The organism is Aquabacter sp. DMC10 (assembly GCF_056314145.1).
The window spans coordinates 226815-250324 of record NZ_JBQUYX010000002.1; the positions used below are offsets into that span (position 1 = coordinate 226815).

Here is a 23510-nt window from a genome sequence, read left to right on the forward strand (position 1 = left end):
GCCGATAGCGAAACTGAAACGGGAGTGATGCCTTATGAATGTCCTGCTCCTCGGCTCCGGCGGCCGCGAACATGCTCTTGCTTGGAAGCTGGCCCAGAGTCCGAACATGGGGCAGTTCTACGCCCTGCCCGGCAATCCCGGCATTGCCGATTATGCCGAGGTGGTGGAAGGCATTCCCCTCTCCGCCCACGACACCCTGGTGAAATGGTGCCGCGACCATGCCATCGACTTCGTGGTGGTCGGCCCGGAGGCGCCGCTGGTGGCGGGCCTCGTGGACCGGCTGAACGAAGCCGGCATCCTGGCCTTCGGCCCCACGGCCGCCGCCGCGCGCCTGGAAGGCTCCAAGCTCTTCACCAAGGAATTGTGCCGGGCTTATGGCATCCCCACCGCTGGCTTTGCCCGCTTCACCTCGCCCGAGGCCGCCTGGGCCCATGTGAAGGCGGAAGGCGCGCCCATCGTGGTGAAGGCCGACGGCCTCATGGCCGGCAAGGGCGTGGTGGTGGCGCTCACGGTGGAAGAGGCCGTCTCGGCGGTCGACCAGGTGTTCGCCGCCGGCGGCCAGGAAGTGCTGATCGAGGAATTCATGGAGGGCGAGGAGGCCAGCCTCTTCTGCCTGGTGGATGGCGAGACCGTGGTGCCCTTCGGCAGTGCCCAGGACCACAAGCGCGCCTTCGATGGCGACCTCGGCCCCAATACGGGCGGCATGGGCGCCTATTCCCCGGCCCCGGTGCTCACGCCGGAGCTTGAAGCCCGCGCCATCGCCGAGATCGTGGTGCCCACCGCCAAGGCCATGGTGAAGGAAGGCGCGCCCTATCGCGGCATCCTCTATGCCGGCCTCATGCTGACCGCCGCCGGCCCGAAGCTGGTGGAATATAATTGCCGCTTCGGCGACCCGGAATGCCAGGTGCTGATGCCGCGCTTCACCGGCGACCTCCTGGAGGTGCTCGCCGCCACCGCCGCCGGCCGCCTTGCCTCCGTCGACGTGACCTGGTCGGACGAGAACGCCGTCACCGTGGTCTATGCCAGCCGGGGCTATCCCGGGGCCCACAAGACCGGCAATGAGATTCTCGGCATCGACAAGGCCGGCGAGGGCGAGGGCGTCCTCATCTTCCAGGCCGGCACCAAGCGGCTCGGCAACAAGATCGTCTCCAATGGCGGGCGGGTGCTGAATGTCACCGCCACCGGCGCCACGCTGAAAGAGGCCCGCGACCGCGCCTATGGGGCGGCGGCGCGCATCGAATGGCCCGGCGGCTTCTATCGGAACGATATTGGCTGGCGCGCCTTGAAGTAGGATTTCGGGCGCACGGGTCGCAAGAACGCGGCGCCCACATGTGACACAGGGAGGATGCCGTGCCTGATCTCGCCGATCTTTTTCCCGGTTTCTCGTCGCACAATATCGACACGCCGGCCGGGCGCATCTTCGCCCGCGTCGGCGGCGAGGGGCCGCCCCTCCTCCTCCTGCACGGTTTTCCCCAGACCGGGGTGATGTGGCACAAGGTGGCCCCCGCCTTGGCCAAGACCCATCGGCTCGTCATTCCCGACCTGCCCGGCTATGGCTGGAGCGCCGCGCCCGAGCCGGGCCGCGACCATGCCCCCTATTCCAAGCGCGCCATGGCGGCGGCGCTGGTGGCCGTGATGGAGCATCTGGGCCACGCCCATTTCGCCCTCGCCGGCCATGACCGGGGGGCGCGCGTCGGCTACCGCCTGGCGCTGGATGCGCCCGGGCGGGTGGACCGGCTGGCGGTGCTGGACATCGTGCCCACCCTGACCATGTGGCACGGCATGGACCGGGCCCGGGCTCTGCAGGTCTATCACTGGGCCCTCCTGGCCCAGCCCCATCCTTTGCCGGAAAAGCTGATCGGCGCCGATCCCGGCTTCTTCCTGGACTGGACGCTGGCCAGCTGGACGGGGGCGAAGGACCTCTCCGCCTTCGATCCCCGAGCGCTCGCCCATTACCGCGCCGCCTTCGCCTCCCCCGACCATATCCGCGCCGCCTGCGAGGATTATCGCGCAGGGGCCACCATTGATCTTGCCCATGACGAGGCGGACCTTGCCGCCGGCCGGCAGATCGATTGCGAGATGCTGGCGGTGTGGGGCGCGGCGGGCATTCCAAGCCGGGGCGTGAGCCCGCTGGAGGCCTGGAAGGTGTTCGCCCCCAAGCGGTCGGGCGCCCCGGTGGAGGCCGGCCACTTCGTCTGCGAGGAAGCCCCCGAGGCGGTGAGCGCGGCGCTGGCGGCCTTCTTCGCCTGACCGGCCTCAGGTCTCCGGCTGGAGCAGGCGGCCGGCCCAGATCTCCCGCACCGTCAGGCCCGCCACCAGCGTGACGATGGCGCTGGCCAGGAGGAGCAGAGCCCAGGCGGCCGCCCGCGCCGCCGGGTGCGGATGATCGTTGGCAAAGGCCAGGGTGGACATGGCGAAGGCCGCGGTGGGGAAGGTCCAGGCCCACCAGGACAGGGCGAAGGGCATCCGCGCGAACACCGGCACCAGGGTGGCGAACACCAGCGCCAGGAAGGCGCCGAGGCCCAGCAGGATGAGCGGACCGGGGCCAAAGCCGTGGGTCAGCCGCGCCAGCGCCAGCGCGCCCACCGCCGGCGGCGCCAGCAGAATGACCAGGGTCGGCTGAAGGCGGACCGGCATCTTCGGACCGAGGATGATCCGCTGCAGGATCAGCGGCTGCACCATGGCCCACAACAGCGCGCCGACGCCGAACAACACCCAGCTCAGCGTCTCATAGCCAAGCGCCACCCCGAAGGAGGGCGCCAGCACATTGCCCACCAGCGGGATGAGCAGCGGCGGCGACAAGGCGGACGTGTCCCGCGCGCTGACCAGAAGCCCGCGCACCATCCACACGCCGATGGCCACATGCAGCGTCACCGCCACCAGCCAGAGGCCGCAGGCGAGGTCGAAGGCATAAGGCGCAAGGCCGCCGGAGACGATCATCAGGCCGATGGAAGCGGCCCCGGCGAAAGCCGAGCGCACGGGATGCCGGAGGTCGGAGGCGAGCGCGCCGGGATGGCGCACGGCGCGCGTCACGTGCAGGAACACGAGCATCACCCACAGGGCCCCGGCCAGGGCAATGAGCGTCTCGCCGATGAAGGCGGGCGCGCCCAGATAGCGCGCCGCCTCCCGCCAGCCGAGGCCAACGCCCCCCACCCCCAGCGGCGCGGCGAAGAGCGGCAGCGGCAGATGCACCAGCCGTCCCGGCCTCGATCCCGGAACGGGCGACCTGCGCGTCTGGCCAGCGGACATGGCGGTGTTTCCTGCCGTGGAGGGATATGCGCCGTTGAAACGGGCCGCACCCGCCGCCCTTTGGCGCGAGCGGCCGGTTGCCTTGGCTTTACCATTGCGGCCGCAATTTCACGACGGGCGCCCGTGCATGGTGACGCCCCGTTCCATGCGACACCCCGAAGGATCGCAGGATCTGTCAGCGCCGGTCCTTGAAGAAGGTGCGCAGCACCTCGGCCGCCTGCCGCTCGGCGATGCCGCCATAGACTTCGGGGGCATGGTGGCAGGTGGGCTGGCTGTAGAAGCGCGGGCCGCTGTCCACCGCCCCGCCCTTGGGATCGGCGGCGCCATAATAAAGCCGGCGGATGCGCGCGAAGGAGATGGCCGCCGCGCACATGGCGCAGGGCTCCAGCGTCACATAGAGATCGCAGTTCACCAGCCGCTCGGCGCCCAGTGTCGCGGCCCCCGCGCGCAGCACCTGCATCTCCGCATGGGCGGTGGGATCTGAGTTTTCGCGCGTACGGTTGCCATCGCGGGCGATCACCGTGGAACCGCGCACCAGCACCGCCCCCACCGGCACTTCGCCCCGCGCGGCGGCGGCGCGGGCCTCGGCGAGCGCCATCTGCATGAAAGTCTCGCCCACGCCGACGCTCCAGCCACCTCGTCTCGCAGCACGGATCGTGCTATCGCCCTCTCCATGCCCCGTACACAGCCTCCCCGCAAGGACAAGAACCGCGTCCCGCGCGTCAAAACCGCGCTGCCGCCCGCCCAAACCAAGGACGCCGAGCGCGTCGCCAAGGTGATCGCCCGCGCCGGACTCGGCTCGCGGCGCGAGATCGAGGACTGGATCCTGGAGGGACGGATCGCCGTCAACGGGACCGTCCTGACCACCCCCGCCTTCACCGTGACGGCGGAGGACGCCATCACGGTCGACGGCGCACCCCTGCCGGAGCGCGAGCGCACCCGCCTGTTCCTCTATCACAAGCCCCGGGGCGTGGTGACCACCAACAAGGACCCGGAAGGGCGCACCACCCTGTTCGAGATCCTGCCGAAGGGCCTGCCGCGCCTCGTCAGCGTCGGACGGCTCGATCTGAATTCCGAAGGCCTGCTGCTGCTGACCAATGATGGCGGCCTTGCCCGCGTCCTGGAGCTGCCGGAGACCGGTTGGCTGCGCCGCTACCGCGTGCGCGCCAAGGGCGAGATCGACCAGGCCCAGCTCGACGGCCTCATCAAGGGCATCACCGTGGAGGGCGTGGAATACGGCCCCATCGAGGCGACCCTTGACCGCGTCCAGGGCGCCAATGCCTGGATCACGGTGGCGCTGCGCGAAGGCAAGAATCGCGAGGTGCGCAATGTGCTGGGCGCCCTCGGTCTGTTGGTGAACCGCCTGATCCGCGTCTCCTACGGCCCCTTCCAGCTGGGCGAGGTGCCGGAAGGCGGCATCGAGGAGGTGCGCACCCGCATCCTGCGCGACCAGATGGGCGCCGAGATCATCGCCGCCTCCGGGGCCGACTTTGACGGCCCCATCCTCGACCAGCCCGTGGAGCCGCCCGCCCGCCGGACGCGCCCGGAGCCTGCCGAGGACGGCGACGAGGAGCGTCGTCCCGTCCGCCGCGGCCCGCCGCGCCGCGCCGAGCCGGAGCCGGAGCCCCGTGGCCGCGCCCGCCGTCCGCGCGGCGAGGCCGAGGAGACCGCCTCCTTCCGCGTGCGCAGCCGCCGGGGCGACGAGGAACGTGAGCTGGAGAGCCGCGGCACCGTCTCCGACCGCAAGGGCCGCGAGATCAAGGTGGAGCGCGTGGTGAAGCCACGCGAAGAATCCCGCCCGGGCAGGTCGTTCGACGCTCGCCCGCCCCGCAAGGGCGGCCAGCGCGGCTTTGACGATGCGCGCGGCGAGAAGCCCCGCTTCGGCCGGGGCCGTCCCGGCTTCAGCCGTGATGAAGGGGAATTTGGCGGCCGTCCCGCCCGGGGCGGGGCCCGTCCGCCCCGCCGCGACGAGCGCCCCCGCTCCGAGGGGGATGATGTGGGCTTCCTGCCGCGCGGCCCCCGCGCCGGCGCCGAGCGCGGCGAGCGCCCCGCACGCCCCTTCCGCGAGCGGTCCGAGCGTCCCGAGGGCGGTGCCCGTCCGCCCCGTTCCGGTGGCCGCTTCGGCGGTGACCGCGAGGAGCGCGGCGAGCGTCCGGCCCGTCCCTTCCGCGAGCGCTCCGAGCGTCCCGAAGGCGGCGCCCGCCCGCCCCGCGCCGGTGGCCGCTTCGGCGGTGACCGCGAGGAGCGCGGCGAGCGCCCGGCCCGGCCCTTCCGCGAACGGTCCGAGCGTCCCGAGGGTGGCGAACGGCCCCAGCGGTCCGGTGGGTTCCGCTCCGGTGGACGGGAAGACGGCCCGAAGGGCTTCAAGGGCGGCGCCGGCAAGCGGCCCGCTTATGGCGATGATCGTCCGCGCGGCCCGGCCGGGCCTGGCAAGGGCGGACCAAAAGGCGGGCCGCAGGGCCGTCCCTCCGGCGGCTTCAAGGCTGGCCCCAAAGGCGGCGGCAAAGGTGGTCCGAAGGGTGGGCCCGGTGGCTCAGGCCCGCGCGGCCGGTCGTCCGGCCCCCGCAGCCGGGGCTGATCGGGGACGGCCATGCGGATCGTCGGCGGTTCCCTGCGCGGGCGGGTGCTGAAAGCGCCCGCCACCAACGCCACCCGCCCCACCACGGACCGGCTGCGGGAAGCCCTGTTCAACGTGCTCGCCCATGCCTATGGCGATGCGGCTGATGGCGCGCGGGTGCTGGACCTGTTCGCGGGCACCGGCGCGCTGGGCATTGAGGCGCTCTCACGCGGCGCGGCCTTCGCCCTGTTCGTGGAAGAGGCGGTGGAGCCCCGCGCCCTCATCCGCACCAATGTGGAGACGCTGGGCTTGACCGGCGTCACCCGCATCTTCCGGCGCGATGCCACCCGCCTGGGCGACTGCCCGCCGGGCGATGCCTATGGCCTCGTCTTCTGCGACCCACCCTATGGCAAGGGGCTCGCTGAACAGGCGCTGGCCTCCGCGCGCCTGGGCGGCTGGCTCGCACCCGAGGCGCTGGTGGTGGTGGAGGAGAAGGCCGGCGCCTTCACGGTGCCAGAAGGCTTCACCGAGCTGGAGCGCCGGCGCTATGACGAGACGGAACTGACGTTCCTGTCTGCCTGAGACTGCCTACCCGCCCGAGCCTCACTCGGCCGCCAGGAAGCGGCCGATGCGCTCCACCGCCTCGCGCATGTCCGCTTCCGAGCCGGCATAGGAAAAGCGCAGGAACTGCTTGCCCCGGAACGGGTCGAAATCGACCCCCGGGGTCGCCGCCACATGCACGGCGTCCAGCAGCCGGGTGGCGAAGGCGGCGGAATCGCCGGTGAAGCGCGAAACATCCGCATAAAGATAAAAGGCGCCGTCCACCGGCAGGAAGTGGTCAAGCCCCACGCGCGGCAGGCCTTCTGTGAGGATGCGGCGGTTCACCTCATAGCCGTGCTTCACCACGTCCATTTCCGCCCGACCGTCAAAGGCGGCCTCGGCGGCGATCTGCGACAAGGTGGGCACCGAGATGGACAGGTTCTGCTGCAGGCGTTCCATGGTGCGGGAGAAGCCGGGGGGCACCACCATCCAGCCCACGCGCCAGCCGGTCATGCAGAAATATTTGGAGAAGGAATTGATGACCACCGCCTCCTCCGACAGCTCCACGGCGCTCACCGCCGGGAAGGCATAATCGAGGCCGTGATAGATCTCGTCGGAGACAAAGCGCATACCCAGATCCCTGGCGCAGTCCAAGAGCGCCGCCAAGGCGGGGCGATCCATCATGGTGCCGGTGGGATTGGCGGGGCTGGCCACCAAGACGCCCTTCAGCGGCTTTTCCCGGTGGGCGGCCAGCAGGGATTCCGGCGTCAGGGCGAAGCGGTCTTCCGCCCGGGTCTCGATGAGCACCGGCTCACAGCCAAGCGCCGAAAGCACATGGCGATAGGGCGGATAGCCGGGGGCGGCGATGGCCACCCGATCGCCCGGCGCGAACAGGGCCAGGAAGGCCAGGATGAAGCCCCCCGACGATCCGTTGGTGACCACGATGCGCTCCGGGTCCACCGCCGTGCCGTGGACCTCGCCGTAATAGCGGGCGATTCGCGCGCGCAGCGAGGGAATGCCCAGCGCCGCCGTATAGCCCACCTGCCCCGCCTCCAGCGCGGCGGCGGCCGCGCGGCGGGCGGTGAGCGGGGCGGGCGCGGCCGGCTGTCCCACTTCCATATGGATCACCCGCCCGCCCTCGCTCTCGATGCGGGCCGCATGCGCCATCACGTCCATGACGATGAAGGGCGCCACTTCCGAGCGCGCGGAGCCGGAGAAGGGAGAAAAGGGACGCGTGGACATGAGACGTGATCCTCGCACGGGGGCGGCGCCGTGGTGTCGCCGCATTCGCGCTGTGGTTACAGGGTTCGCCCCAACGTGATCCGGGGGCGCATTGACCCACAGGGTCGGGCCGTGTTCCTTCGCTTAGCCTGCGGAGGCGGGCCCGCCAAGGGTTCAGCGGACACGCCCGCAATGCAAAGGAACGAGCGTACGGACCGATGAAGGTGGTGTGGAGCCTCATTCAGCGCATGTGTCAGCCCCGTCGGCCCCCGCCCGCCGATGGCCGGGGCGCGGTTGCGCGCCGCCGGGCGGCGCGCCCAGGCGCAGCGCTGAACCTCGTGCTCGCGTTCGTCGCCAGCCTCGCCTTGCCCATCCACGAGGCGGCGGCGCAGGCCCGCCCCAAGATCATCCGCGATGCCGAGATCGAGAATCTGCTGCGCGACTATATCCGCCCCATCCTCAAGGTCGCCGGGCTGACGCAGCAGAATGTGGACGTGGTGCTGATCGGCGACCGCTCCTTCAACGCCTTCGTGGCCGACGGCAAGCGCATCTTCATCAATGTGGGCGCGCTGATGGATGCGGAGACGCCCAACCAGATCATCGGCGTGCTCGCCCATGAGATCGGCCACATCTCCGCCGGCCATCTGGTGCGCATGCGCGAGCAGATCGCGGGCGCCCAGACCATGGCCATCGCGGCCATGCTTCTAGCCGGCGCGGGGGTCGCGGCCGGAGCGGCGGCGGGCGCCAGCTCCAATGCGGTGAGCGGCGCGGCGGCGGGCGCCATGACCGCGCCCCAGGAAATGATTCGCCGCTCGCTTTTGAGCTACCAGCGCGGCCAGGAATTGGAGGCCGACCGGCTGGCGGTGAAGTATCTCACCGCCACGCGCCAGTCCGCCAAGGGCATGCTGGAGACCTTCGAGCGCTTCCAGAGCGACCAGCTCTTTCTCTCCCAGCGCGTCGACCCCTATCTGCTGAGCCATCCCATGGCGCGCGAGCGCATTGCGGCGCTGGAGGAACTGGCCAAGGCCAGCCCCTATTACAACACCAAGGACCCGCCCGAGCTCCAGGCCCGCCACGACCTCATGCGCGCCAAGCTGTTCGGCTTCATGGACCGGCCCGACGCGGTGCTGCGCCGCTATCCGCCCACCGACACCTCGCTGGCGGCCCAATATGCCCGTGCCATCTCGGCCTATCGCTTTGGCAACGTGAACGACTCCATCGCCAAGATCGACGCCCTCATCGCCCGCCAGCCGGGCAACCCTTATTTCATCGAGCTGAAGGGCCAGGCGCTGCTGGAGGCGGGCCGGGCGGGACAGGCGGTGGCCCCGCTCCAGCAGGCGGTGCGCATGACCGACGGCAATCCCCTCATCCGGGCCATGCTGGGACAGGCGCTGGTGGAATCCGGCAATCCCGCCTACACGGACGAGGCCATCCGCGAATTGTCCTTCGCCACCCAGCGCGATCCTGATTCGGTGACCGCCTGGCGCGCTTTGGCCACCGCCTATGGCCGCAAGGGAGATCTTGCCAATGCCGACCTTGCCTCGGCGCAGAGCTATATGGCGGCGGGCGAATTCCGCACCGGCCAGGAACTGGCCGCCCGCGCCCGCCAGCGCTTCAAGCCCGGCACGCCCGGCTGGCTGAAGGCCGACGACATCTTGAACTTCAAGCCCCCCGCCGCGACGGCGCAACGGTGATGATGCCCAGTTCTGTCGCACCCCGTTCTGTCGCACCCCGTTCTGACGCGTTCCGTTTGCTCATGGAGACTTCGATGCTGCCCCGTCCCGGCCTGCGTGCCGCCCTCGCCTTTGCCGCCGCCTTCGGGACGCTGGCCACCCTCACCGCACCCGCCGCCGCCTTCACCGATGCGGAGAAGGCGGAGATGGGCCCCATCATCCGCGACTATCTCATCAAGAATCCCGAAGTGCTCCAGGAGGCCATCGCCGAGCTGGAGAAGCGCCAGGCCGCCAGCGAGGCCAAGGACCGCCAGCAGGCCCTGTCGCAGATGAAGGACCTCATCTTCAACAGCCCGCGCGGCGTGGTGGTGGGCAACCCCAAGGGCGACGTCACCCTGGTGGAATTCTTCGACTATAATTGCGGCTATTGCCGCAAGTCGCTCTCCGACATCGAGCAGCTCATCAAGGCCGACCCCAAGCTGAAGGTGGTGCTGCGCGAGTTCCCGGTGCTCGGCCAGGGCTCGGTGGAAGCCGCCCAGGTGGCGGTGGCCGTGCGCATGGTTGCGCCCGACAAATACATGGCCTTCCACCATGCCCTGCTGTCCGGCCGCGGCCAGGCCGACCGCGCCAAGGCCATCGCCGCCGCCAAGGAAGTGGGCATCGACACTGCCCTCATCCAGAAGCAGGCCACCTCGCCGGAGCTGAACGCCACCCTCGACGAAAGCATGAAGATCGCCCAGGCGCTGGGCCTCAACGGCACGCCGTCCTTCGTGGTGGGCAATGACGTGGTGATCGGCGCTGTCGGCTACGACAAGCTCAAGGACGCCATCGACCAGGCCCGCAAGCAGCCCACCAACTGAGCCGCCCTGCGACGGTGTGCATCATTCCCGCCCCGCGCCGCGTGATCGCCGCGCGGGGCGCTTTTCTTAAGGCCCGTGACACCTTATAAACGCGCGGCCCGAAGAGCCGGCGCCGGCATGATGCCGCGACGTCTTCCCCTCGGCGGACCCGCGATGTGCGCGGGGCGCCATGGACCCGATCGCACCGGATGCCCGATACCGTCCACGTCCTCAACGGACCCAATCTGAACCTGCTCGGCACCCGCGAGCCCGGCATTTACGGCGCCGCGACGCTGGCCGACATCGAGGCTTTGTGCCGCCAGGCCGCCGCCAGCCACGGGCTGGACCTGGTGTTCCACCAGACCAATCATGAAGGCGTGCTGGTGGACCAGATCCACGCGGCGCGGGGCAGCCTCGGCGTGGTGCTGAATGCGGGCGCCTATACCCACACCTCGGTGGCGCTCCGGGACGCCATCGCCGCTGCGGCCGTGACCACGGTGGAAGTCCACCTGTCCAATGTGTTCGCGCGCGAGCCGTTCCGGCACCATTCCTATCTCTCGCCGGTGGCACGCGGCGTCATCTGCGGCTTTGGTCCGCAGGGCTATGTGCTGGGCATCGCCGCGCTCGCCGCGCAGCGTGCGGCCTGACCATGCTTGACATTCGGAACTGACCAGTCCTCAAGGAGCCCCGCGCGGCCCCTCGCGCCGCACGATCGCATAGGCATGATGAAGAATCCCAAATCCCCGATCGACACCGCCCTCGTCCGCGACATCGCCCAGCTCCTCTCGGAGAGCGACCTAACGGAAATCGAGGTCCAGCACGACGCGCTGCGCATCCGTGTGGTGCGCGCCCCCGCCCAGGTGGTGCAGGTGGCCCCTGCCGCCGTGGCGGCGCCCGCCGCCCCCGCGCTGGCCGCCCCCGAAGTCGCCGCCGCCAGTCCGGCCGACTTCTCCAAGCACCCGGGCGCGGTCACCTCGCCCATGGTCGGCACCGCCTATCGCTGCCCCGAGCCGGGCGCAGCGCCGTTCGTGGACGTGGGCTCCACCGTGCGCGAAGGCCAGACGGTTCTCATCGTCGAAGCCATGAAGACCATGAACGCCATCCCCGCCCCGCGCTCCGGCACGATCACCAAGATCCTGGTGGAGAACGGCCAGCCGGTGGAATATGGCGAGCCCCTGCTCGTCATCGAATGAGAGGCGGCGCGCCGCGTGGCGCGCGCTTGACGAGACGGGCCGGCGCCTCCTGCCGGCCGTCGGCAGATTGAGTTTACGCGAAGGCTAACCGCGCCGATGTTTCAGAAAATCCTCATCGCCAATCGCGGCGAGATCGCGCTGCGCATCCTGCGGGCCTGCAAGGAGCTCGGCATTGCCACCGTGGCCGTGCACTCCACCGTGGATGCGGATGCCATGCATGTGCGCCTCGCCGATGAGAGCGTGTGCATCGGCCCCGCGCCCGCCCGCGACAGCTATCTGAACATCCCCTCGCTGCTCGCCGCCTGCGAGATCACGGGCGCGGACGCGGTGCATCCCGGCTACGGCTTCCTGGCGGAGAACGCCCGCTTCGCCGAGATCCTGAACGACCACAACATCCACTTCATCGGTCCCAAGGCGGAGCATATCCGCATCATGGGCGACAAGATCGAGGCCAAGAAGACCGCCCAGCGCCTCGGCATTCCGGTGGTGCCCGGCTCGGAGGGCGGCATCCACTCGGACGAGGAGGCCCATAAGGTCGCGGCCGAGATCGGCTTCCCGGTTCTGGTGAAGGCGGCCGCCGGCGGCGGCGGGCGCGGCATGAAGGTGGCGCTCACAGCCGACGACCTCTCCGCGGCCCTGTCCACCGCCCGCTCGGAAGCCAAGGCGGCCTTTGGCGACGATGCGGTCTATCTGGAAAAGTACCTCGGCAAGCCGCGCCACATCGAGGTGCAGGTGCTCGGCGACGGGCGCGGCAATGCCATTCATCTGGGCGAGCGCGACTGCTCCCTGCAGCGCCGCCACCAGAAGGTGTGGGAGGAGGCCCCCTCCCCGGTCATCACCGTCGCCCAGCGCGAGCAGATCGGCGAGACGGTGGCCAAGGCCATGCGCGAGATGAAATATCTCGGCGTCGGCACGGTGGAATTCCTTTACGAGAACGGGGAATTCTACTTCATCGAGATGAACACCCGCATCCAGGTGGAGCATCCGGTCACCGAGATGGTCACCGGCATCGACCTCATCAACGAGCAGATCCGCGTCGCCGCCGGCGAGCCCCTGACCCTCACCCAGAAGGACGTGGTGATCGAGGGCCATGCCATCGAGTGCCGCGTGAATGCGGAGCACCCCACAACCTTCCGCCCCTCGCCCGGCCGCATCACCCATTATCATGTGCCCGGCGGGCTCGGCATCCGCGTGGACAGCAATGCCTACCAGGGCTACGCGATCCCGCCCAATTACGATTCGCTGGTGGGAAAGCTCATCGTCCACGGCAAGACGCGCGACGAATGCCTGATGCGCCTGCGCCGGGCGCTGGACGAGTTCGTGGTGGATGGCATCGACACCACCTTGCCCTTGTTCCGCACCCTCGTGCGCACCAAGGACATTGCCGAAGGCCAGTATGACATCCACTGGCTGGAGCATTTCCTGGCCAAGGGCGAGGACTGACCCCGAATCCGCGCGGACCAGTCAGGCGGCCTTGCCGTCCTTGGGCAAGGCCAGGCACGCCAGGAGGCCGAGGGCGAGGCCGGCGAGCGTCAGCTCCACCCGATAGCCGCCGAGCGTGGTGATCGCCTCGCTCGGCGAGAGCGCGAAGTTCAGCGCCACTACGGTCAGGCAGAAGCTGTAGAGGCCGTAACGCTGCGGCCCCACCAGCAGCATGGCGCCGACGATGGCGCCCATCAGCCCCAGGTGCAGCCCCAGGGGCAGGCCCAGGAAGAGAAGCGCCACCGCCGCCACCGATCCGAGCACGGTGCCGAGCCCGCGCCGGTGCATTCTGCGCAAGGTCTCGGTCCGCGTCGGCTTCATGACGCGCAGCGCCGTGGTCAGCAGCCAGCCCGAATGGGGCACCGGCACCAGCACCACCAGCACGCTGCCCACCCCCGCCAGAACCGCCATCACCAGATCGAAACGCGCCCGCACCTTGGGGGCGGGCGTCACGGCGCCGGCATCGCGGGAGAACAGCCCCATCCACGGCACCACCAGCTCCTGCCGCCAGCTGCGGCGGCCGGTGTCGCCTCGTGGCACCAGCAGCGCCACCCAGAGCGCCTGCCAGAGCGCGCCCAGGCCGAGGGCAAGGCCATAGGTGAGCGGGGAGAGGCCGGGGGGCAGCGGCCCGGCGGACAGGGCCATGGCCAGGGCGCTCAGGGCCGCCACCGGCCGCAGGCTCACCGGCACCAGCTCGGTGCGCGCCTGCCAGAGGGCGAAGAGGATGGCAGCGGGCATGAACCGCCACAGGTCCAGCCCGCAAAAGGCGCCGATGGCCGCCGAGGCCCCGAAGCAGGCCGCCGCCACCGCCAGCTTGGCGCGGGGCTGGCGCGCCGGCAGGCGCGGAAAGCTCACCACCAGGAGATAGGCCCCGAAGGCGCCGGCGATCCCCGCCTCAAGCGCGCCCGTGGCCAGGCCGGCAAAGCCGGGCGCCGTCGCGGCTGCGGCGAGCCCCCCTGCCCGGATCAGACGGGCCCGCTCCATTCGCCCCTCCCCCTGGCCCCACCGACGACGCGCCGCCGGCCTCAAGGGACGGGCGGCCGATCACTCTTCTTCTTCGAGGCTGAACTGCTTCAGCTTCTCGTCATACACGAAGGTCTCGCCATAGCGGCCCCAATTGACCACCGCCAGGAGGGATTCCTGCGCGAACTCCTCCGACATGTGGTCTTCCAGCTCGTCGGCGAAGCGCGACCAGGGCGCCTTGTGGCTGGGACGCTCCTCCAGCACCCGGTGGATGTGGGCGGCCAGCGGCACATGGGCCAGGAGATGGTCCGCGAACAGGCGCTTGCGGGCCTCCACCTCGGCGCCCACGAACTCCCGCCCGGCATCGGTGAGCAGAATGTCGCCCGCCACGATCTCGGCGAAACGCAGCATCTGCAGGGTCTCGGCCACGGGGAAGAGCTCGTCCGCCGGCATGTGCAGGCTGTCGGCCAGCTCCGGCAGATCGGCGCGACCGTTATAGGGCGGATCGTTCAGCTCTTCGAGCAGACCCGCCAGGATGTTGGTGGAGATGGGCTGCAGGTGCGAGGTGATGGTGGCCGCTTCCTGCTGCTGCTGGTCGTGGCCCTGGAGCGCCGCGCCGGGACCCGCCCGGTTGGTCATGCGGGCGTAGATCTCCTCCACCAGCGCGCGGAATTCCGGCGCCAGGCGGTCGCGCGGATGGGGCAGGCTGATGGGCATCTCATAGGCGACCCGTCCCGGATTGGACGAGAAGATGAGGACGCGGTCGCACATGAGCACCGCTTCCTCGATGTTGTGGGTGACGATGAGGATGGACTTGATGGGCAGGACGCCATCCGTCCACAGGTCGATGATGTCGGTGCGCAGCGTCTCGGCGGTCAGCACGTCCAGCGCCGAGAAGGGCTCATCCATGAGCAGGAGGCGGGGATGCACCACCAGCGCCCGGGCGAAGCCCACGCGCTGGCGCATGCCGCCGGACAATTCCTTGGGATAGGCGCTCTCGAAGCCGCCGAGGCCGATGAGGTCGATGGCCTGCTCGGCGCGCCGGCGCCGTTCCGCCGCATCCACCCCCAGCGCCTCCAGGCCGATCTCCACATTCTGGAGCACGGTCAGCCAGGGGAAGAGGGCGAAGGTCTGGAACACCATGGAGATGCCCGGGCACGGCCCGTTGATCTTCTGGCCGCACCAGGTCACCTCGCCCGAGAAGGGCGGCACGAGGCCGGAAATGATGCGCAGCAGGGATGACTTGCCGGAGCCCGAGCGGCCCAGCAGGCCGACGATCTCGCCCTCCTTGATGGACAGCGAGACATCGTCCAGCACCAGGATGCGGTTGTTGTCGCCCTTGCGGTACGACTGGACCACGTGGGAGACGCCGAGCAGCGGGGCATCTGCCGCGGGAGAGACGGTTTCGAGCATGGTCGGTCTCCTCAGTCGAGGCGCAGGCGGCGGGCCGCGAAGGTGAACATCGGGCGCCAGAGCGTGCGGTTGAACGCGATGACGTAGAGCGACATGACGGCGATGCCGAGGGTGACGCGCGGGAAGTCCGCCGCCGTGGTGGCATCGGCAATATAGGCGCCAAGGCCTTCCGCCCGCAGCGTGGTGTCACCCCAGCTGGCCACCTCCGCCACGATGGAGGCGTTCCAGGAGCCACCGCTCGCGGTCAGAGCGCCCGTGACATAATAGGGGAAGACGCCGGGCAGGATCACCTTGCTCCACCAGTGCCACCCCCGGATGTGGAAGGAACTGGCGGCTTCCCTGAGGTCGTTGGGGAAGGCGCTGGCGCCGGCGATGACGTTGAACAGGATGTACCACTGGGTGCCCAGCACCATCAGCGGGGACAGCCAGACATTGGGGTCGAGCCCGAGCCGCACGATCGCCACCACCGCGAAGGGGAAGACGATGTTGGCCGGGAAGGCCGCCAGGAACTGGGCCGCCGGCTGGAGCGCGGTGGCCACCTTCGGCCGCAGGCCGATCCACACCCCCACCGGCACCCAGATGAGCGAGGCGAGGAAGATCAGCACGGCCACGCGGATCAGGGTGAGGAAGCCCAGCCACACCACATGGCCCACTTCGGCGAGCCCCACCTCGCGGCCCACGTAATCCACCACGATCCAGGCGCCATAGGCGGCGCTGGCCACCACCAGCACCGTCCAGATGCGATCCATGGTGGGGCTGGTCCAGGCGGCCTCCACGCGGTGGGGCACGCGCACCGGCGAGCGCAGCGGCATGCGGGCGGTGACCTTGGCCAACGCGCCGACGGGCGTGAGGATGATCTGCAGCAGGTGCGCCCGCTTCACCAGGTCGAGCACCCAGGACTTGGGCGCCGGACCGCCGGCGGACTGCTCGAACCGGAACTTCTCCGCCCAGGCCACCAGCGGCCGGAACAGCAACTGGTCATAGAGCAGGATGATGACCAGCATGGCGATCACCGACCAGGCCACGGCGCCAAGGTCGCGATGGTCGATGGCGGTGGCCACATAGGCGCCGATGCCCGGCAGCGTGATGGTGGTGTCGCCCACCGTGATGGCTTCCGAGGCCACCACGAAGAACCAGCCGCCCGACATGGACATCATGGTGTTCCACACCAGGCCCGGCATGGAGAAGGGCACTTCCAGGCGCCAGAAGCGCTGCCAGCCGGTGAGGCGGAAGCTGTCGGACACTTCCACCAGGTCGCGCGGCAAGGTCTTCAGCGACTGGTAGAAGCTGAAGGTCATGTTCCAGGCCTGGCTGGTGAAGATGGCGAACACCGCCGCCAGCTCCACGCCCAGAACCTGGCCCGGAAACAGGTTCATGAAGAACAGCACGGTGAAGGACAGGAAGCCCAGCACCGGCACCGACTGCAGGATGTCGAGCACCGGGATCAGCACCATCTCGGCGCGCCGGCTCTTGGCGGCGATGGCGCCGTACACGAAGGTGAAGATCAGCGAGCAGACGATGGCGGCCAGCATGCGCAAGGTGGTGCGCAGCGCATATTCGGGCAGCGACCACGGGTCGAGCGAAATGGGCGTGCGCTCGATGTCGGCGATGGGAACGAGCGTCTCTTGCGTCGCATGGGTAATCAGCGCCAGGAAGGCGAAGATGATGGCGAAGGCGAAGAGATCGAACGCGCTGAAATAGCGGGGGCGCACCGCCGCGGGATCGGGTTTGGAGCCAACAGGCTGGAAGAGCATGAGGCGGGTCCGCTGCGCACGAGCTGAATGGCGGACGACACCGCGCGGTGGGTCCTTGGGCGGCAGTACAGCGCGTTCATGACAAAAAGACTACAATCGGTTTTCAGTAGCTTGGCACCTTTCCACCCTTCTCTTGCTGCACCGCACTTTCTCCGCGAGAGTGATCCAAAAGCGGCAAAGCGCCACATCGCCGCCCCGCTTGCATGCGCTTCTATGATCCCATGAGCCGGCCCCGCGACCATATTGTTGAAATCACCTCTGACGTGCTGCTGAAGGCCTATGCCTGCGGCATCTTTCCCATGGCCGAAAGCGCCGAGGATCCAGGGCTTTACTGGATCGAGCCGGAACGGCGGGGGATCATTCCGTTGGATGCCTTCCACGTCTCATCCCGCCTCGCCCGGACCGTGCGGTCGGACCTGTTCGAGGTGCGGGTGGACAGCGATTTCGAGGCTGTGATCTCCGGCTGCGCCGCCTCCCAGCCCGGCCGCACCAAGACCTGGATCAATGGCCGCATCCGCTCGCTTTATGGCGACTTGTTCCGCCGCGGCCATTGCCACACGGTGGAGGTCTGGCGGGACGGTCAACTGGTGGGCGGGCTCTATGGCGTCCGGCTTGGCGCCGCCTTCTTCGGCGAGAGCATGTTCCACACGGAGCGGGACGCCTCCAAGGTCGCCCTCGTCCATCTGGTGGCCCGCCTGAAGGCGGGCGGCTTCCGGCTGCTGGACACCCAGTTCGTCACCTCCCACCTCGCCACGTTCGGCGCGGTGGAGGTCAGCCGGCGCGCCTATCAGCGCCTGCTGGACGATGCGGTGAAAGCCCGGGCGGACTTCTACTTCTGGCCCGCGGACCGGGTGGTGCCCGGCGGCGTCGCCTTACAATCCATCAGCCAGATATCGTAGATGGGGTGCTCCACGGCGTGGAGCCCGGGGCTTGAGGCGAACATCCATCCGGTAAAGATGCGCTTGGCCTCGCCCTTCAGCGTGATCTCGTTCACCTCGGTGAAGGAGGTGGTGTTGGGCGTCTCGGTGGGCGGGCGGGTGTAGCACACGCGCGGCGTCACCTGGAGGGCGCCGAATTGCACGGTCTCGCCGATGGCCACGTCGAACGAGGTGATGCGGCCGGTGATCTTGTCGAGCCCGGCGAAGACGGCCGTCGGATTGGAGATGCGTTCCGCCGAGGGCTGCACCACCACATAATCATTGCCATCGGCCGCCGGAGCCTGGGTGCCGGGGGCCACAGGCGGCGCGGCGACCGGGGTCTGGGCGGCGGGCGCCGCCTGGGTGGCCGGCGCCGGCTGGCTGCCGGGCTGGGCGGCCCGTGGGGCGCCGGGCGGCGGCTGTTGGGGATATTGCGGGCGGGCCGACTGGCTGGGCGTGGTGGTGGACGACGGGCCGACGCTGGCGGGCGGCAGCAGGGGCGCCGATTCGATGCCGCTTCTCGACTGCGCGAAAGCCACCGATCCCGCCGCGAGCAGCGTCGCGAAAGCAAGGAACGACGCAAAGCGGGACATCACCATGTCAGAACCATTTCCAGGGGCCGGCCATCGGGCGGCTGGATTGCCACGAAGCGGGAGAGGCGATCCGCCTGCCGCCGGTCCCCGTTAACACCCCCATTGCGGCCACGGAAGGGCAAGCCAAGCGGGGCGCGCCATCTCCGCGCATGGGCGCGGGGCGCAAGACTGGCGATCGAGGGGAACTGAGGGACGAAACGCGCCAGTGACGCGCCAAGTGGGGGCGCGGGCCTGACGCCCGCGCACACCTCACGCGGTGCGACTCACTCGCCCGGCGTCCAGGCCGAATAGTCGCCCGTCACGCGCGGACGAGCGCGGCCGGCGAGCACGGAGCCCTTGGGGCGATAGGCGGCGGGGCTGCCGGTGAGATTGCGGTGGTGCGGCTTCTGCCAGGACCGGGGCGCGTAGTTTTCCTCGGTGGGCAGCACGTCGGTGCGGTGGTGCATCCAGCCATACCAGCCGGGCGGAATGGCGGTCGCCTCGGCATAGCCGTTATAGATGACCCAGCGGCGCTCGAAGCCGAGCGTGGGGTCGATCGCGCCGTTGCGGGTGCGGAAATAGCGGTTGCCAAACTCGTCCTGGCCCACGAACTCGCCAAACCGGCGGGTCCACAGCGCCGTGCCGATCGTCTGCTTGTTCCACCAGGTGAAAATATAAAGCAGCAACTCTTTCACGATCCGCGCCTCGCTCGATTTTGGGTCGGAACATGCCATTCCCGCGCCCGGGTGTCCACGCCTTCTCGACGGGAGCGGGAGCGCCGCCCCAATGGTCCCGCCCTAAGGCAGGATCAACGTCACCACATATACGAAGAACAGAACCAGATGCACCAGTCCGGTGAGGGTATTGGTCTTGCCGGTGCCGAAATTCACCACCGACAGCAGCAGCGCCAGGAGCAGTTGCACCCGGTCCTCCGGGTCGACGCCCAGGATGATCGGCCGGTACAGGATGAAGGAAATGGCCACCATGGCGGGCATGGTGAGGCCGATGGTGGCGAGCGCGGAGCCGAGCGCCGTGTTGATCGCCCGCTGCAGCTCGTTGTTGCGGGCCGCGCGAATGGCGGTGATGGTCTCCGGCAGCAGCAGCATGGCCACCACCACGGCGCCGATCACCGCATCGGGGTCCGCAAGGTTCAGCGGCACGATGAGATGTTCGACGCCGGCCGCCACATGGTCCGACAGCATCACCACGCCCACCAGGCTGAGCAGCAGGAAGGCCACCGCCTTGAGCGTCTGCCGGCCGCTGGGCCGGTCGTCAATTTCACTGTCTGAATCCAGGTAGTCCAGCCGGTAGCGCACCGTCTGCATGAACAAGAACGACAGATAGAGCAGCACCACGCCCACCATGATGAGGGCGAGCAGCACGGGATTGGAGGTGCCGTTCACACCGGCGGAGGTTTCCCCCGGCAGGATCAGGGCGATCACCGAAATGGCGATGATGACGGACAGGAAGCCCGTCACGCCCTGTTGCTGCACCCCTTGCTGGTAGTGGCGCAGGCTTCCCACCAACAGGCAGATGCCCACCACGCCGGTGAGCACGAACATCACGGTGGAGAGCACCGCCTCGCGGGCCAGGGTGGGATTGTTGCTCCCGTTCAGCATCAGGGACGCAAGCACCGAGACTTCGATGAGGGTCACGGAGAAGGTGAGGACCAGCGTTCCGTAGGGCTGGCCCAGCCGCGCCGAGATGCGCTCGGCATGCTTCACCGCCGAGAAGGAGGAGCCCAGCAGCAGGAAGGTGGCCGCGATGGCCACGGGGTCGGAAAACGGCAGTTGGAGGATGGGGCCCGCCAAGGCGAGCCCCACCGCCGACATGGGGAGGACATAGGCATAGGCCGGAATGGCCATGACCGCGCTCCGGCCTAGAGGGAGATGTCGAACCCCTTCGCCTTGCGATCGGCGAGCAGGCACAGATAGCAGGCCGCAAGGCTTGCCCCGGCGAGCGCAGTGATCTCCGCGTGGTCGTAGGGGGGCGAGACCTCCACCACGTCGAAGCCCTTCAGATTGAGCCCGCCGAACTGGCGCAGGATGGAGATGGCCTCCCGGCTGGTGAGGCCGCCGCACACCGGCGTGCCGGTGCCCGGCGCGAAGGCGGGGTCGATCGCGTCAATGTCGAAGGAGACATAGACCGGGGCATCCCCCACCCGCTCGATCACACGCCGCGCCACCTCGCGCGGGCCCAGCTCGCCCGCGGTGAAGCCGTCGATGATGTCGATGCCATAGGTCTGGGGCGCGTGGGTGCGAATGCCCACCTGCACCGAACGGTCGACGCGGATAAGGCCGTCCTTCACCGCCCGGGTAATCATGGTGCCGTGGTCCACCCGCTCGCCGTCATCGTCCCAGGTGTCCTGGTGGGCGTCGAACTGGATGAGGGCCACCGGCTCGCCGAGCTTGGCTACCAGCGATTTCAGCACGGGATAGGTGAGGAAATGGTCGCCGCCCAACGTCACCAGATGGGTGCCACGGGCATGGTGCTGGGCCGCCTGCGCCTCGATGGCGGCGGGAATGGCATGGGCGATGCCATAGTCGAAGACGCAATCCCCGGCGTCGGCCACATCGAGCCGGGCGAAGGGATCGAAGCCGAAGGGATAGTAGGGATCGCCATCCAGAATGGAGGACGCCGCCCGCAGCGCGCGCGGCCCGAAGCGGGTACCGGGGCGGTTGGAGACGGTCACGTCGAGCGGGATGCCCCACACCACGGCCTCGGCGCCCCCGCCGTCCTTGGCATAGCGCCGCCGCAGGAAGGAGGCCGCGCCCGAATAGTTCGGCTCCATGGACTGGCCGAACCGGAAGGAGGCATCCAGCGCGCGGTCCACCGGCCGCGGGAACAGGGGATCAGCGCTCATCACACTCTCTCTGTGTTGCCGTTTGCATTGCAGCACAAGTCGCTACCTTCGACTTAGCCTTTCCCCATCGCCAAGAGCAAGAGCGACGCAAGGTCAGGCCTTGCCCCAGGCAGGGCCTCGCGCATGGGCTCAGATGGCATATTCGCCGGTCTGGTGGGCCTTGGGCGGGCGGCAGTCCACGGCGCCCCCGGCGGCGGGAAACAGGCGGGCGCGGTCGAAGCGCACCGACACCCGCGTGCCCGGCGGCACGCGCACGGCGGGGGTGACATTGGCCTCCACCAGGCCGCCGCCCACTTCCACTTCCAGGAGGCGCGTCGCCCCGTGCCGGCGGAAGCCCCGCACCACCCCGTCCGCGCCGGGCGTGCCGGCCATGGACACCGTGATGTCGTGGGGGCGCACGAACAGGAGGCCCGGCCCTTCCGACACTGTTTCAATGGGCGCGGCCACCACGTCGCCGCCAGCGCGCACCAGCCCCTCGCCCACGGTCACCGGCAGGCGGCTGGAGGCGCCCATGAAGCCGAACACGTCGGGCGTAGCGGGACGGTCATAGACGTCGTCCGGCGTGCCCACCTGCTCGATGCGCCCCTGGCTCATGACCACCACGCGGTCGGCCAGTTCCAGCGCCTCCTCCTGGTCGTGGGTGACGAACAAGGTGGTGTGGCCGGTCTGGTCGTGCAGCGCCCGGAGCCAGGCGCGCAATTCCTTGCGCACGAGGGCATCCAGCGCCCCGAAGGGCTCGTCCAGCAGCAGCACCTTGGGCTCGATGGCCAAAGCCCGGGCCAGCGCCACGCGCTGGCGCTGGCCGCCAGACAATTGCGCCGGGAAGCGGCCGCCATAGCCTTCCAGCTGCACGAGGGCGAGCAACTCCTCCACCCGGCGGCGGATCTCGGCGTCCGGCGGGCGCGTCGCCCGGCTGCGGGAGCGAAGGCCATAGGCGATATTGTCGGCCACGCTCATGTGGCGGAACAGGGCATATTGCTGGAACACGAAGCCGATGCCGCGAAAGCGCACCGGCACTTGGGCGGCGTCCACGCCGTCGAACAGAATGTGGCCGGTGTCGAGCTGCTCCAGCCCCGCCACCGCGCGCAGCAAGGTGGTCTTGCCCGAGCCGGAGGGACCCAGCAGCGCCACCAGCTCGCCGGGCTCGATCTTCAGCGAGATGCCCGACAGGGCGCGATGGGGCCCGAAGGTCTTCACCGCGTCTTCAATGGTCACCGCGACCGTCATGATCCGTCCCGTCCACAAGCATGCCGGCGCCGCAACGCGCGGGGCCCCGTCACCGGCTGAAGCTGGCCTTATGCCATGAACCGCCGGCGCGGCAAACGCTTGGGGCCGGTCAGCGGGTCAGCGCGCGGCCGTAGAAGACCACCTTGCCGGTGGGGGTGCCGAAGGTGAAGGCCACGGGCTCCAGCGTCACCTGGAGCGTGCCGGCCAGCAGCCCTGCCCGTCCCACCGTGCCGAGCACGCCGGACGGGCATCGGCCGGCCTGCGTGAAGCTGCAGAGCGCCCGCGTGCCGTGCTCATGGGAGATGAGCCACATGCGATAGACCATGCCCGCCGGCGGCGGCGCCTCCACATGGCGCACCACCACGTCCCCCGCTTCCGGGTCGAGGGCGAGCACCATCAGCGGATCGGGCGACGATTTCAGGGGCGCGAACACATCCGGCGGCGGCGGCTGCCGGTGCATCTCCCGATAGGCCACCGCCCCACCCCCGATGAGGCCGGCCACCAGCAGAAGCCCAGTGGTCAGGCGCCAGGGATTGCCACCGTCCCGCCGCGGCTCCGGCAGGGCCGGCGCGGAGCCATCCGCACCCGTGGGCGCGGGGCGCTCCAGCACGATGTCGAAGGGGCCGCGCGGCCGGGGCGGCGACGCGGCGTCTGTCCCCGCATCCGGCGGCAGGCCGGGGGGCACAGGCTCGGACGCCGGCGGCAGGCCGGAGGGCGCTCCCCCGTCCGCCGCGCTGGCCGGGGCCGCCTCGGCATGGACGGTAGAACCTGGCCCGGGACGCTCCTCATCCGGCGAGGTGTCCGGCGCGGGGATTTCCGGCACTGGGCGCTCTGAAGCCGGCCCCTCTTGCGCGCTCGCCCCCTCGGCGCCAGCCTCTGGGGCGGGCGACTGTTGGGCGGGCGGCGGCGGCGTTTGCGTCTCTGGAGCGGGCGGCTCTGGAGCGCGCGGCTCTGGACTCGATGGCTCTGGGCTCGGCAGCTCTTGAGCGACCGGTGCGGCCGCCTCTTGAGCGCGTGCCGATCGGGCAAGCCCCTCCTCGTCAAGTT

The 23510-nt window shown here is 69.5% G+C and carries 22 protein-coding genes; 10 read left to right on the forward strand and 12 right to left on the reverse strand.

Annotation, left to right across the window (positions count from 1 at the left end; all coding sequences use genetic code 11):
- Window positions 1–34: 34 nt before the first annotated feature.
- A complete protein-coding gene (gene purD / locus ACT54L_RS05830; RefSeq protein ID WP_476084607.1) occupies window positions 35–1291 on the forward strand; it encodes a phosphoribosylamine--glycine ligase in 1257 nt (418 codons plus the stop codon).
- 59 nt (window positions 1292–1350) lie between these two features.
- Window positions 1351–2250: an alpha/beta fold hydrolase gene (locus ACT54L_RS05835; RefSeq protein WP_476084608.1), complete on the forward strand. Its 900-nt coding sequence runs from the start codon at window positions 1351–1353 to the stop codon at window positions 2248–2250.
- Window positions 2251–2256: 6 nt separating this feature from the next.
- Here the strand turns inward: ACT54L_RS05835 and ACT54L_RS05840 are convergent, their stop codons facing one another.
- Window positions 2257–3249 (reverse strand): SLAC1 family transporter, encoded by a 993-nt coding sequence (locus tag ACT54L_RS05840; RefSeq protein WP_476084609.1) that lies wholly within the window; start codon window positions 3247–3249, stop codon window positions 2257–2259.
- A 175-nt stretch (window positions 3250–3424) separates the two neighbouring features.
- Window positions 3425–3853, reverse strand: a complete 429-nt coding sequence (locus tag ACT54L_RS05845; RefSeq protein ID WP_274774666.1) for a nucleoside deaminase — start codon at window positions 3851–3853, stop codon at window positions 3425–3427.
- A gap of 69 nt (window positions 3854–3922) precedes the next feature.
- Between ACT54L_RS05845 and ACT54L_RS05850 the strand changes: the two genes are divergently transcribed.
- Window positions 3923–5827, forward strand: coding sequence for a pseudouridine synthase (locus tag ACT54L_RS05850; RefSeq protein WP_476084610.1), 1905 nt, complete (start codon window positions 3923–3925; stop codon window positions 5825–5827).
- Window positions 5828–5839: 12 nt separating this feature from the next.
- Window positions 5840–6388 carry a 16S rRNA (guanine(966)-N(2))-methyltransferase RsmD gene (gene rsmD, locus ACT54L_RS05855; protein WP_476084611.1) on the forward strand — a complete coding sequence of 183 codons (549 nt, stop codon included), beginning with the start codon at window positions 5840–5842 and terminating at the stop codon, window positions 6386–6388.
- Window positions 6389–6409: 21 nt separating this feature from the next.
- Here the strand turns inward: rsmD and ACT54L_RS05860 are convergent, their stop codons facing one another.
- The gene (locus ACT54L_RS05860) at window positions 6410–7588 is read right to left on the reverse strand and encodes a pyridoxal phosphate-dependent aminotransferase (RefSeq protein ID WP_476084612.1); all 1179 of its coding nucleotides are present in this window, start codon (window positions 7586–7588) and stop codon (window positions 6410–6412) included.
- 227 nt (window positions 7589–7815) lie between these two features.
- Here ACT54L_RS05860 and ACT54L_RS05865 point away from each other — a divergent pair, with 227 nt between their 5' ends.
- The 5 genes from ACT54L_RS05865 (at window position 7816) to accC (ending at window position 12715) form a co-directional block, all read left to right on the forward strand.
- The gene (locus tag ACT54L_RS05865) at window positions 7816–9261 is read left to right on the forward strand and encodes a M48 family metalloprotease (RefSeq protein ID WP_476084613.1); all 1446 of its coding nucleotides are present in this window, start codon (window positions 7816–7818) and stop codon (window positions 9259–9261) included.
- Between the two features lie 74 nt (window positions 9262–9335).
- Window positions 9336–10100 (forward strand): DsbA family protein, encoded by a 765-nt coding sequence (locus tag ACT54L_RS05870; RefSeq protein WP_476084614.1) that lies wholly within the window; start codon window positions 9336–9338, stop codon window positions 10098–10100.
- Between the two features lie 188 nt (window positions 10101–10288).
- On the forward strand, window positions 10289–10726 hold the full coding sequence (gene aroQ, locus ACT54L_RS05875; RefSeq protein WP_476084615.1) for a type II 3-dehydroquinate dehydratase: 438 nt from the start codon (window positions 10289–10291) through the stop codon (window positions 10724–10726).
- Between the two features lie 75 nt (window positions 10727–10801).
- The gene (gene accB / locus ACT54L_RS05880) at window positions 10802–11272 is read left to right on the forward strand and encodes an acetyl-CoA carboxylase biotin carboxyl carrier protein (RefSeq protein ID WP_476084616.1); all 471 of its coding nucleotides are present in this window, start codon (window positions 10802–10804) and stop codon (window positions 11270–11272) included.
- A 96-nt stretch (window positions 11273–11368) separates the two neighbouring features.
- A complete protein-coding gene (gene accC, locus ACT54L_RS05885; protein ID WP_476084617.1) occupies window positions 11369–12715 on the forward strand; it encodes an acetyl-CoA carboxylase biotin carboxylase subunit in 1347 nt (448 codons plus the stop codon).
- A 21-nt stretch (window positions 12716–12736) separates the two neighbouring features.
- On the opposite strand, the gene ACT54L_RS05890 is transcribed toward accC, so the two are convergent.
- Genes ACT54L_RS05890 through ACT54L_RS05900 form a run of 3 tightly spaced genes read right to left on the reverse strand, consistent with a single transcriptional unit; the run spans window position 12737 to window position 16884 of the window.
- Window positions 12737–13738: an FUSC family protein gene (locus ACT54L_RS05890; protein WP_476084618.1), complete on the reverse strand. Its 1002-nt coding sequence runs from the start codon at window positions 13736–13738 to the stop codon at window positions 12737–12739.
- 60 nt (window positions 13739–13798) lie between these two features.
- Window positions 13799–15130, reverse strand: a complete 1332-nt coding sequence (locus tag ACT54L_RS05895; protein ID WP_476084619.1) for an ABC transporter ATP-binding protein — start codon at window positions 15128–15130, stop codon at window positions 13799–13801.
- 11 nt (window positions 15131–15141) lie between these two features.
- On the reverse strand, window positions 15142–16884 hold the full coding sequence (locus ACT54L_RS05900; RefSeq protein WP_476084620.1) for an ABC transporter permease: 1743 nt from the start codon (window positions 16882–16884) through the stop codon (window positions 15142–15144).
- Between the two features lie 221 nt (window positions 16885–17105).
- Here ACT54L_RS05900 and aat point away from each other — a divergent pair, with 221 nt between their 5' ends.
- Entirely contained in the window at window positions 17106–17783 is a 678-nt protein-coding gene (gene aat, locus ACT54L_RS05905; protein WP_476084621.1) for a leucyl/phenylalanyl-tRNA--protein transferase, read from the forward strand.
- Here aat and ACT54L_RS05910 read toward each other — a convergent pair.
- The 6 genes from ACT54L_RS05910 to ACT54L_RS05935 form a co-directional block, all read right to left on the reverse strand.
- Complete coding sequence (locus ACT54L_RS05910; RefSeq protein ID WP_476084622.1) at window positions 17714–18394, reverse strand: DUF2155 domain-containing protein; 681 nt, start codon at window positions 18392–18394, stop codon at window positions 17714–17716. The two genes, aat and ACT54L_RS05910, sit on opposite strands and share 70 nt — an antisense overlap.
- Before the next feature lie 263 nt (window positions 18395–18657).
- Complete coding sequence (locus ACT54L_RS05915) at window positions 18658–19068, reverse strand: NADH:ubiquinone oxidoreductase subunit NDUFA12 (protein WP_476084623.1); 411 nt, start codon at window positions 19066–19068, stop codon at window positions 18658–18660.
- 102 nt (window positions 19069–19170) lie between these two features.
- Window positions 19171–20238 carry a calcium:cation antiporter gene (locus ACT54L_RS05920; RefSeq protein ID WP_476084624.1) on the reverse strand — a complete coding sequence of 356 codons (1068 nt, stop codon included), beginning with the start codon at window positions 20236–20238 and terminating at the stop codon, window positions 19171–19173.
- Between the two features lie 14 nt (window positions 20239–20252).
- Window positions 20253–21236, reverse strand: a complete 984-nt coding sequence (speB, locus tag ACT54L_RS05925) for an agmatinase (protein ID WP_476084625.1) — start codon at window positions 21234–21236, stop codon at window positions 20253–20255.
- 129 nt (window positions 21237–21365) lie between these two features.
- The gene (locus ACT54L_RS05930; RefSeq protein ID WP_476084626.1) at window positions 21366–22463 is read right to left on the reverse strand and encodes a sulfate/molybdate ABC transporter ATP-binding protein; all 1098 of its coding nucleotides are present in this window, start codon (window positions 22461–22463) and stop codon (window positions 21366–21368) included.
- Between the two features lie 109 nt (window positions 22464–22572).
- The gene (locus tag ACT54L_RS05935; protein ID WP_476084627.1) at window positions 22573–23286 is read right to left on the reverse strand and encodes an anti-sigma factor domain-containing protein; all 714 of its coding nucleotides are present in this window, start codon (window positions 23284–23286) and stop codon (window positions 22573–22575) included.
- Between the last annotated feature and the right edge of the window lie 224 nt (window positions 23287–23510).